The organism is Micromonospora sp. RTBAU3-60, assembly GCF_054963695.1.
In genome coordinates this window covers 1-9,574 of sequence record NZ_JBUEGB010000127.1, presented here as the reverse complement: position 1 = coordinate 9,574, position 9,574 = coordinate 1, and the positions used below count along the sequence as shown (strand labels likewise).

9 protein-coding genes are annotated in these 9,574 nt (G+C 72.3%); 6 read left to right on the top strand and 3 right to left on the bottom strand.

Going from position 1 to position 9,574, the window contains the following annotated elements; all coding sequences use genetic code 11:
* Positions 1-669: 669 nt before the first annotated feature.
* Both ACY34I_RS39375 and ACY34I_RS39370 read left to right on the top strand, forming a co-directional pair.
* A complete protein-coding gene (locus tag ACY34I_RS39375) occupies positions 670-996 on the top strand; it encodes a hypothetical protein (RefSeq protein ID WP_462760472.1) in 327 nt (108 codons plus the stop codon).
* Complete coding sequence (locus ACY34I_RS39370) at positions 993-1,646, top strand: nucleotidyl transferase AbiEii/AbiGii toxin family protein (RefSeq protein WP_462760470.1); 654 nt, start codon at positions 993-995, stop codon at positions 1,644-1,646. Before ACY34I_RS39375 ends, ACY34I_RS39370 begins: the two co-directional genes overlap by 4 nt.
* Positions 1,647-1,680: 34 nt before the next feature.
* Here the strand turns inward: ACY34I_RS39370 and ACY34I_RS39365 are convergent, their stop codons facing one another.
* Complete coding sequence (locus ACY34I_RS39365; RefSeq protein ID WP_462760468.1) at positions 1,681-2,583, bottom strand: SDR family oxidoreductase; 903 nt, start codon at positions 2,581-2,583, stop codon at positions 1,681-1,683.
* A gap of 219 nt (positions 2,584-2,802) precedes the next feature.
* Between ACY34I_RS39365 and ACY34I_RS39360 the strand changes: the two genes are divergently transcribed.
* Positions 2,803-4,599: a bifunctional metallophosphatase/5'-nucleotidase gene (locus ACY34I_RS39360; protein WP_462760466.1), complete on the top strand. Its 1,797-nt coding sequence runs from the start codon at positions 2,803-2,805 to the stop codon at positions 4,597-4,599.
* A 60-nt stretch (positions 4,600-4,659) separates the two neighbouring features.
* On the opposite strand, the gene ACY34I_RS39355 is transcribed toward ACY34I_RS39360, so the two are convergent.
* Positions 4,660-4,848, bottom strand: a complete 189-nt coding sequence (locus ACY34I_RS39355) for a hypothetical protein (RefSeq protein ID WP_462760464.1) — start codon at positions 4,846-4,848, stop codon at positions 4,660-4,662.
* Positions 4,849-4,946: 98 nt separating this feature from the next.
* On the opposite strand from ACY34I_RS39355, the gene ACY34I_RS39350 reads away from it, so the two are divergent.
* A complete protein-coding gene (locus ACY34I_RS39350; protein WP_462760462.1) occupies positions 4,947-5,981 on the top strand; it encodes an NAD(P)-dependent alcohol dehydrogenase in 1,035 nt (344 codons plus the stop codon).
* Here the strand turns inward: ACY34I_RS39350 and ACY34I_RS39345 are convergent.
* The gene (locus tag ACY34I_RS39345; protein ID WP_462760460.1) at positions 5,968-7,146 is read right to left on the bottom strand and encodes a geranylgeranyl reductase family protein; all 1,179 of its coding nucleotides are present in this window, start codon (positions 7,144-7,146) and stop codon (positions 5,968-5,970) included. The two genes, ACY34I_RS39350 and ACY34I_RS39345, sit on opposite strands and share 14 nt — an antisense overlap.
* A 147-nt stretch (positions 7,147-7,293) precedes the next feature.
* Between ACY34I_RS39345 and ACY34I_RS39340 the strand changes: the two genes are divergently transcribed.
* Together ACY34I_RS39340 and ACY34I_RS39335 are read left to right on the top strand one after the other, a co-directional pair.
* On the top strand, positions 7,294-7,530 hold the full coding sequence (locus tag ACY34I_RS39340; RefSeq protein ID WP_148804688.1) for a hypothetical protein: 237 nt from the start codon (positions 7,294-7,296) through the stop codon (positions 7,528-7,530).
* A gap of 71 nt (positions 7,531-7,601) precedes the next feature.
* Complete coding sequence (locus ACY34I_RS39335) at positions 7,602-9,053, top strand: MFS transporter (protein ID WP_462760457.1); 1,452 nt, start codon at positions 7,602-7,604, stop codon at positions 9,051-9,053.
* Positions 9,054-9,574: the final 521 nt, after the last annotated feature.

The following is a 9,574-nucleotide window of genomic DNA, read 5'->3' as shown; positions in this document are numbered from 1 at the left end:
TATTCATAACCAAAGCTCCATTCGGGGGTCGGCGCACCCACAACCCACGGGGGTGGGCAGGGCACGCAAGCACCGTCAGGCGCTCAAACAAGGGGGGAAAGTCTTCAAACCAGCAGCTCGCGGGGCGACGGGGGTCGCCTCTTCGCGGCGCCGGGACCATATCCAACGACCGACGGCCCCACATCATTCCGGGCCGGCCACCCCACCGGGGCGCTTCGATCGCGTGGTTCATGTGCAACGACCGGCGGGCTGCCATCATTCCGGGCCCAGCCACCCGTCGGGCGGGGCGTCTTCCTCGGCCGTGCACCCGTGTTCAACGACCCCCGACCGCCCACCATTCCGGGGCCGAAATGCCACCGGCCACTCGTAAACCGGACATCACCTACCAGAACGCCCAGGCGGATGGGCCGAACCTCGGGTGATCCACACCAGGTCGCGTAAACGGCGGTATCCGGCAGCCGCCAATACCGCCACATCTCGTATATGGAGTCGATCAAGCCCGGCCAGCGCGCCAAAGGCGACCCATTCCAGGAAAGAGGCCCCTCGGGCCGCCGAAAGACCGCACTTCCCACAATGCCCGGCGGGCCACACCCCCAACAGCACCAGGGCGCCCAACCGCAGCCCAGAACGGACAGCGGGAAAACCGGGGACAGGAGTTACCCTGACAGCATGTCGGTCACCACCAGCGCGTACCTCGCCCGCCCCGGGCGTCCCGCTGTGGTGGCGCGTACCCTCGCCGAGCTCACCGGGCCCACCTGCGGCATCGTCGAGCTGCCGGTCCGCCTGATGTGGAGCACGGAGCGCGCCTTCGACCTCGGCGAGCCGGACGACCTGCTCTGGATGTACGAGAACGTGCTGCGCGAGACCAGCCGGGTGGACGACCTGCGTGAGCTGATCGACGGGCGGACGTTGCGGCGGGTGTGGCGGCGGTTGAACCTGCCCCGGGGCGTCCGCCTGGCCTGGGAGAGCCGGCACCGGGATCTGCGTACCGCGTGAGCCATCTGCACGACTTCTACCGGGAGGTGGCCCGGGTGGCCCTCGCCGCCGCCGGCCCGCACCGGTTCGTGCTCGGCGGCGGGGTGGCGTGGGCGGCGCACGGCCTGGTCACCCGCCCGACGGAGGACGTGGACCTGTTCGCGGACGTGGAGGGCGCCGCCGCGGCGGCGGCGGCCGGGGTGCGGGCCGCGCTGGAGCGGGCCGGCTTCCAGGTGGTCGACGCGGATCCGGGCAGCGAGCTGGCGGACCTCTTCGACGGCTTCGACCGGGACCTGCGGGACTTCGTGGTGAGCCGGGACGGCCGCCAGATCCGGCTCAGCCTGGCCCGGTTGGACCGGTACCGCAGCCCGGTGGTGATGGACCTGGGCCCGGTGATGGACGTCCGCGATCTGATCGCCAACAAGACCGCCGCGCTGGTCAACCGCCGGGAGGTACGCGACTACATCGACGTCTCCGCCGCGCTGGACCGGTACGGCGTGGCGGAGTTGCTGGAGCTGGCCCGCCAGGTGGACCCGGCGCTGGACCTCGAGGACGTCCGGGCGGCGGGCCGCTATCTGGACGGGGTGCCGGACCGGCGCTTCGCCCGGTACGGGCTGGACGCCGACCAGGTGGCCGAGGTGCGCCGCCGGATGGCCGCCTGGCCCCGCTGACCCAACGGGCGCGGGCGGCCACCCGGCCGCATCGTCACCGGGTGAGCTTGCCGCCGGTGACCCCGAGGATCTCTCCCGTCACGTAGCTGGACTCCTGCGAGGCGAAGAAGACGTATGCGGGGGCGAGTTCGGCCGGCTGGCCGGGGCGGCCCATCGGAGTGTCGGTGCCGAACTGCCGCACCTTCTCCGGTGGCATGGTGGCCGGGATCAGCGGCGTCCAGACCGGGCCGGGCGCGACGGCGTTGACCCGGATCCCCTGGTCGGCCAGGTCCAGCGCGAGCGCCTTGGTGAAGTTCGCGATCGCCGCCTTGGTGGTGGCGTAGTCGAGCAGTTGCGGCGACGGGTTGAAGGCCTGGATCGAGGAGGTGTTGATGATCGCCGACCCCTCGGGCAGGTGCGGCACGGCCATCCGGCACAGCCAGAACATGGCGTACACGTTGGTCTTGAACACCCGGTCGAACTGCTCGGTGGTGATCCCGGCGAGGCCCTTGTCCTGGGCCATCTGGAAGGCCGCGTTGTTGACCAGGATGTCGATGCCGCCGAGGTCGGCCAGCGCCCGGTCGATCAACTGCTGGCAGTGGCTCTCGTCGGTGAGGTCGGTACGCACCGCGACACCCTTGCGGCCGGCCGACTCGACCAGCCGGACGGTCTCCCGGGCGTCGGCCTCCTCCTGCTCGCCGAGGTAGGAGATGAGCACGTCGGCGCCCTCCCGGGCGTACGCGATGGCGACGGCCCGGCCGATGCCGGAGTCGCCTCCGGTGACCACCGCGCGCTTGCCGGCGAGCCGGCCGCTGCCCCGGTAGGACTCCTCACCGTGGTCGGGCTTCGGCCCCATCCGCTGCTCGGAACCCGGCGGGGACTGCTGCTGGGTGGGCTGTCCCTGCTGCTGGCCGTACTGGCGGGTGGGGTCCTGTTGGGTGTACTGGTCCTCGCTCACCGGCTTCTCCTCGTGCCGCTTCATCCCGTCCGGTCCAGTTCCGCCCTACCCCGGGCGGGGAGGCGGAAACGACGTTCGGGTGAACCCGGTGTCACGGCCAGGCGACGTCCGGCGCGGGTGGGATGAAACCGGGCGGGGCGATGTGGCGCACGGGACAGCCGGTCGTTATGGTGCGCAACGGCGCCCACGAGGCGCGTCACCCCCATGGAAAGGCACCTCATGACCTCCTCCTCCGGTGCTTCGCGCCGCCAGGTGCTGGCCGTCGCGGCCGCCGCCGCGACCGCCCCGCTGCTCGCCGGCGCGCCCGCCCGAGCCGCCGCGCCCGCGAAGGCGGCGAAGACCTGGGACCTGACGATCCTGGGCACCTCGGACACCCACGGCAACGTCTACAACTGGGACTACTACAAGGACGCCGAGTACGACGACAGCAAGCACAACGACGTCGGCGTCGCGAAGCTGGCCACCCTGGTCAACCAGATCCGCGCGGAGCGCAAGGGCAAGGCGACCCTGGTGCTGGACGCCGGTGACACCATCCAGGGCACTCCGCTGGCCACCTACTACGCCAAGCAGGCGCCGATCACCGCCACTGGTGAGACGCACCCGATGGCCAACGCGATGAACGTGCTGAAGTACGACGCCGTCACGCTGGGCAACCACGAGTTCAACTACGGCCTGCCGCTGCTGGCCATGTGGATCGACCAGCTCGGCTTCCCGGCGCTGGCCGCCAATGCGATCAACGAGAAGACCGGCAAGCCGGCCTTCCTGCCGTACGTGATCAAGGAGGTCGACCTCGGCGGGCTCGGCGCGCCGACGCTGAAGGTCGGCATCCTCGGCCTGACCAACCCCGGCGTGGCCATCTGGGACAAGGCCAACGTCGAGGGCAAGCTGGTCTTCGCCGACATGATCGCCACCGCCGCCAAGTGGGTGCCGATCATGCGGGAGCGCGGCGCCGACCTGGTCATCATCTCGGCGCACGGCGGCGACAGCGGCACCTCCAGCTACGGCCCGGAGCTGCCGAACGAGAACCCGGTGGCGCTGATCGCCGAGCAGGTGCCGGGGATCGACGCGATCCTCTTCGGCCACGCGCACAACGAGGTGCCGGAGAAGTTGGTCACCAACGCCCAGACCGGTGAGCAGGTGCTGACCTCGGAGCCGTCGAAGTGGGGCCAGCGCCTCACCCGGATGGACTTCACCCTGACCCGGGAGAAGGGCCGCTGGAAGGTCGTCAGCAAGGGCTCCACCATGCTGAACACCAACACCGTGGTCGAGGACCCGGCGGTGCTCGCGGCCGTCCGCGGCCAGCACGACACGACGGTCGGCTACGTCAACCAGGTGGTCGCGCAGTCCACGGAGGAGCTTTCCGCCGCCGAGTCGCGGTACAAGGACACCCCGATCCTGGACTTCATCAACCAGGTCCAGACCGACGTGGTCACCGCGGCCCTGGCCGGCACCGCATACGCGGGCCTGCCGGTGCTGTCGATCGCGGCTCCGTTCAGCCGCACCGCCATCTTCCCGCAGGGTGACGTGCGGATCCGCGACGTCGCCGGCCTCTACGTGTACGACAACACCCTCGAGGCGGTCGTGCTGACCGGCGCCGAGGTGAAGGCGTACCTGGAGTACTCGGCGAAGTACTTCGTGACGCTGCCGGTCGGGGCGGCCATCAACCCGGACACCATCAGCGACCCGGCCGTTCCGGACTACAACTACGACGTGATCTCCGGTGTCGACTACGACATCGACATCTCGAAGCCGGTCGGCCAGCGGATCACCCGCCTGGTCCTGCCGGGCACCGACACCCCGGTCGCCGCGGACGCCCAGTTCGTCATCGCGGTGAACAACTACCGGCGCAGCGGTGGCGGCAACTTCCCCGGCATCGTGAAGACCCAGGTCTACAACGAGCAGCAGGAGATCCGCCAGTTGCTCATCGACTGGGCGCAGGCCAAGGGCGCCATCAACCCGGCCCACTTCTTCGTGCCGAACTGGAAGCTGGTCCGCGAGGGCGTACCGGTCTTCTGATCCGTACCGGTTCGACGGGCCGTGGGGGTGCGCCCCCGCGGCCCGTCGGCCGTTTCCGGCTCAGCCCGCCCCGTGCCGCAGATTCCACTGCTCGGCGTCGCCCACCGGCTCGGGCCGGTCCCGGCGGGCTTCGGTCTCGGTCAGTTCCACCCGGTCCTCGGGGCGGACCGCGGGCGGCAGTTCGCCGAAGCGTACGTGCCGCAGGAACGCGTACTCCTCGTCGGTGAACGACTCGATCGGCTCGCTCATGAGGGCATTGTGCGCCCGTCCGGCCACTGCCGGCATCAACCCGTGCCCGTCGGGTAAGCCGGCGCGACGACCGTCGGCGACGAGGGTGGAGAACGAGGATGCGGGCAGTACAGCTGATCTCACCCGGGGTGCTGGAGCAGGTGGAGGTGCCGACCCCGACGGCCGGTCCGGGAGAGGTGCTGCTGCGCGTCGGCGCGGTCGGCGCCTGCCACTCGGACCTGCACATCCTCGACGCGCCGCCGGGCATGTTTCCCACCCCGATGACGCTCGGCCACGAGATCGCCGGCACGGTGGACCAGGTCGGCGCCGGGGTGGCCGGCTGGTCGCCCGGGGATCGGACGGCGGTCTACGGGATCATCGGCTGCGGCCGCTGCCGCGCCTGCCTGCGCGGCCTGGAGGACCAGTGCCGGGTCGTCCCGGTCGGCGGCATCGGGCTCAGCCGCGACGGCGGCCTCGCCGAGTACGTGGTGGTGCCCGCCTCCCGCCTGCTGCACATCGGGGACATGGACCTGACCCAGGCGGCGCCGCTGACCGACGCCGGGTTGACCCCGTACCACGCCGTCGAGCTGGCCCGGCCGAAGCTGCGCCCGGGAACCTCCTGCGTGGTGATCGGCATCGGCGGGCTGGGCCACATGGCCCTGCAGATCCTGGCGGCCACGACGGCGGTGCGGATCATCGCGGTGGACACCAGCGTGGCGGCGCTGGACCTGGCGACCCGGCTGGGCGCGCACGAGGTGGTGCAGGCCGGGCCGGACAGCGTGGACCGGATCCGGGCGCTGGTGGGCGCCCCACCGGACGGCGCGGACGTGGTGCTCGACTTCGTGGGGGCCGACCCGACCCTCAGCACCGCCCGGCAGGTGGTCGCCACCGGCGGCCAGCTGTTGCTGGTCGGCCTCGCCGGCGGCACGCTGCCGGTCCGGCCGGTCGCCGACGAGCCGCCGGCCGTCCCGCTGGAGACCGGCGTCATGGTGCCGTTCTGGGGGACCCGGGCGGAGCTGCAGGAGGTGATCGCACTGGCCCGGCAGGGGCAGCTGCACGCCGACGTGCAGACCTTCCCCCTCGACCGGGCGCCGGAGGCGTACGAGCAGCTACGCCGGGGGGAGATCCACGGGCGGGCGGTCATCGTGCCCTGATCGGCCGCTCAGGAATCTGGTCGGTTGACCCGGTCCGCCGCATTGGCGGGAGCCGGTCCAGCAGGGCGAGACCCGCCCGGACCGGGCGGCGGTCCAGGGTCCGGTCGAAGCTGGCCTGGCCCTGGCAGAACCGGACGAACATCCGCCAGCCGGGCGGGGTGGCCAGCATCGCGTGGAACACGTCGGGCCGGCGCTCGAAGACCTCCAGCAGCCGGTGCCCGGCCCGCATGCCGGGCAGCAGTTCCCGGCGTACGTCCCGCTCGTAGGCGTCCGGGTCGCCGCCGGCCACCGCCGCGCCGGCCAGCCGCCCGGAGCGCAGGGCGAAGCTGATGCCCTCCCGGCTCCACGGTTCCAGCAGGCCGGCCGCGTCGCCGGCGACCAGCACCCGGCCGCGGCGCAACGGCGAGTCCGCCGCCCGGCAGCGGGTCAGGTGGCCGGAGTCGTGCTCCGGGGTCACCTCGGACAGGCCCAGCCGCGCCACGAAGTCGCGCAGGTAGGCCCGGGTCCGCTCCCCCTCGCCCCGGGCGGAGATGACGCCGACGGTGAGCCGGTCACCCTTGGGGAAGACCCAGGCGTACGACCCGGGGACCGGTCCCCAGTCGATCAGCAGCCGGCCCCGCCAGCGTTGCTGCTCGGCGGGTGGCACGGGCAGCTCCAGCTCCAACCCCAGGTCCACCTGGCGGTAGGCCACCCCGACGTGCCGGGCGGTGACGCCGGAGGAGCCGTCGGCGCCGATCACGGCGCGGGCGGGCACGGTGTCGCCGTCGGCCAGCCGCAGGCGTACCTCGTCGGGGTCCTGCTCGACGGCGCGGACCGCGACCCCCTCGCGGACCTCGACCCCGGCGGCGACTGCGGCGGCGCGCAGCCGGTCGTCGAACTCCTCCCGGCGCACCATGCTCACCAGCGGTCCGGTGTGCCGGCGGGTGAAGCCGCGTCGCCCGTCCCGGGTGAACGTCACCCGGTCGACCCGGTCGTGGACCGGCACGTCGATCCGGTCGGCCACCTCGGCCAGCGAGGTGGCGATCAGCCCGCCGCCGCAGGTCTTGTAGCGGGGATGGGTGGCGCGCTCCAGCACCAGCGTGCGGACGCCGGCACGGGCCGCGGTATGGGCGGCGGAGAGCCCGGCGGGGCCGCCGCCGACGACGACGAGATCCCAGATGATCACTGGTGCAGCCTAGGGCACGGGCCGGCGGAAACGCCGGTCACTCGGCCGGTGCGACCGCCCGATCGGGTGGGCATCATCGGACGCCGGCCGGGTAACCGCCGGGCGCAGACCGCCCGCCGGTCGGGCGGGTCACCGAGGAGGGAAGCGATGCAGCGGGTACAGCTGTCTGAGGTCGAGGAGCGGGTGTACCAGGCGGTGACGGCGCTGGAGGTGCGCGGTCACGTCCCCTACCCTGACACGATCGCGGAGGAAGCCGGGATGACCGAAGAGGAGCTGCGTGAGCCATTGCACCTGCTCACCGAGCGGGGCCTGCTGCACCGCGAGGACTCCCCGATGGCGGGGCTGGACTTCGGCCCGCGGTGGTGCGCGCGCCAGCTGGCCTGATGCGTCGTTTGCCCCTCTGGGGGACCGGGTAGCGATCGGGGATGCGTGATCGACGGTCTTCGGGGGGCACGATGAGCGCGGATCGGCCGTCGGCGCCGGCGGACACCGGGTACGACAACCGCCGCCGCTGGCAGGCGCTCGGGGTCGGCCTGGTCGCCGCGTTCATGACGCTGCTGGACGTCAGCATCGTCAACGTCGCCGTACCATCGATCGACCGGGCCCTCCGGGCGACGCCCAGCGACCTGCAGTGGGTGCTGTCCGGGTACGCCCTCACCTTCGGCCTGGTGCTGGTGCCGGCGGGGCGCTTCGGTGACGCCCGCGGCCGGCGCACCGGGTTCGTGGTCGGGGTGGCGCTGTTCACGGTGACCAGCGCGCTGGCCGGGCTGGCCCGCTCCCCCGAGTGGCTGATCATCGCCCGGCTCGTCCAGGGCGCCGCCGCCGGGGTGGTCAACCCGCAGGTGAGCGGCCTGATCCAGCAGCTGTTCCGGGGCGCCGAGCGGGGCCGCGCGTTCGGGCTGCTGGGCGCCACCATCGGCATCTCCACCGCCATCGGCCCGCTGCTCGGTGGGCTGCTCATCCAATTTGGTGGCGAGCAGCACGGCTGGCGGTGGGTGTTCTTCGTGAACGTCCCGGTCGGCATCCTCGCCGTGCTGCTCGGCTGGCGGCTCATGCCGGCCCGCCCGACCGGCGCGCAGGACCGGCATCGGCTCGACCCGATCGGCGTGCTGCTGCTCGGGGTCGGGGTGACCCTGGTGCTACTCCCGCTGGTGCAGCGACAGCAGTGGCCGGGGGCGGCGAAGTGGCTGCTCATCCCGGCCGGGCTGGTCTTCCTGGTCGCCTTCGGCACGTGGGAGCGGTGGTACGCCCGCCACCGGCAGCCCCTGTTCGACCTGCGGCTGTTCGGGCTGCGCTCGTACACCCTGGGAACCCTGATCGGCCTGCTCTACTTCGCCGGGTTCACCGCGATCTTCTTCATCTTCACCCTGTACCTGCAGATCGGGCTCGGCTATTCGGCCCTCGCCGCCGGGCTGGCGATCACCCCGTTCGCGCTCGGCTCAGCGGTGGCGTCGGCGCTGGGCGGCCGGGTGGTCACCCGATTCGGCCGGCCGCTGGTCGCCATCGGCCTGCTGGTGGTGGTGATCGGCCTCGGCGCGGTCGTCTGGGTGCTGCGCGGCTCTCCGCACGTCTCGGTGCCGCTGCTGACCGCGGTGCCGTTCCTGCTGGCCGGGCTGGGCAGCGGCCTGGTCATCGCGCCGAACCAGACGCTGGCGCTGTCCGAGGTGCCGGTGCCGCAGGCCGGCAGCGGGGCCGGCATGCTCCAGACCGGTCAGCGGATCGGTTCGGCCGCCGGCATCGCGGGGGTGGGCGCGCTGTTCTTCTCGGTGCTGGGCAGCACCCGGGGCGACTGGTCGACCGCGTTCCGGCACTCGCTGCTGCTGGCCGCCGGGATCGTCGTGCTGGCGCTGATCGCCGCCGTGGTCGACATCGCCGCAGGCCACCCCCGGCCCCGGGAAACCTCCTGACCGGGATCGGGCGTCGGCTCCCCGGCCGAATCAGCGGTCCGCGCCCGGGGCGGCGGGTAGCAGCTGCGGCTGGGCATCCAGCGGGACCTCGCCGCCGTGCTGGCAACCGCCGGTGTCGCCACCCTCCGGTACGACCGCCGCGGCGTCGCCAGCTCCGGCGCTTGATCCCTGCGCCGGTCACCCTCGCCCAGCCCCGTCGTGCTCCTTGCCCGCCCGCCGGTCACGGTTCCTCCTCCGGTACGAACCCGTGCCGTTTCCGGATCTTGGACCGTTTCCGTTCGCTGCGGGCGGTAACTGTCCAAGATCTCTGGAGGCGGCGTTCTCTGGAGACGGCGTTCTCTGGAGACGGCGCTGGCCGGCACCCGTCTTCGGGTGCCGGCCAGCGGCTTGTGCGTGTTCTTCAATTGGTCTGCTCGGTCAGCTTGGGTCAGCTGTTCCAGTGCTGGGCGACCAGGTCGGCGGCCTGCTGCTCCCACTGGGCGTAGGCGTCCGGGTACGCCGACACCTGCACCGTCTGCGCC

Coding starts and splice junctions, on each gene's coding strand:
- ACY34I_RS39355 (WP_462760464.1), bottom strand. CDS start 4,848: ATGAGCGAGCCGATCGAGTCGTTCACCGACGAGGAGTACGCGTTCCTG.
- ACY34I_RS39350 (WP_462760462.1), top strand. CDS start 4,947: ATGCGGGCAGTACAGCTGATCTCACCCGGGGTGCTGGAGCAGGTGGAG.
- ACY34I_RS39360 (WP_462760466.1), top strand. CDS start 2,803: ATGACCTCCTCCTCCGGTGCTTCGCGCCGCCAGGTGCTGGCCGTCGCG.
- ACY34I_RS39340 (WP_148804688.1), top strand. CDS start 7,294: ATGCAGCGGGTACAGCTGTCTGAGGTCGAGGAGCGGGTGTACCAGGCG.
- ACY34I_RS39335 (WP_462760457.1), top strand. CDS start 7,602: ATGAGCGCGGATCGGCCGTCGGCGCCGGCGGACACCGGGTACGACAAC.
- ACY34I_RS39375 (WP_462760472.1), top strand. CDS start 670: ATGTCGGTCACCACCAGCGCGTACCTCGCCCGCCCCGGGCGTCCCGCT.